Source organism: Lactobacillus jensenii DSM 20557 (assembly GCF_001436455.1).
GTDB lineage: Bacteria > Bacillota > Bacilli > Lactobacillales > Lactobacillaceae > Lactobacillus > Lactobacillus jensenii.
This window is the reverse complement of record NZ_AYYU01000089.1, coordinates 1-252: the sequence shown is the minus strand read 5'-3', so window position 1 is coordinate 252 and position 252 is coordinate 1. Positions and strand designations below refer to the sequence as shown.

Here is a 252-nt window from a genome sequence, read left to right as displayed (position 1 = left end):
TACTGACTTAACAGTCTTGCCGTTCTCGTTATCATCAACGAAGACAACATTAGTATTAGTTGGGTTGGCCGTGTAGGTAATAGTTACTGTTTGGTCTTTATCATCAACTGCTGGTGTTGATTCATCAACGCTCTTTTGGCTTGGTGTGTAACCAGGCTTGGTAGTTGCAGTGTATGAAGCCCACTTGTCTGTTGTAGTCCAATCAGTGTAAGTTACTTTGCCAGTTACTTCGTCAACTGTTGCAGTTCTAGT

General features: G+C 42.1%; 1 protein-coding gene. It reads right to left on the bottom strand.

The genetic code is table 11. The features are described 5' to 3' along the window. The coding region (locus tag FC45_RS07565) for a mucin-binding protein (protein WP_155517718.1) at positions 1-252 on the bottom strand (252 nt) is incomplete at both ends.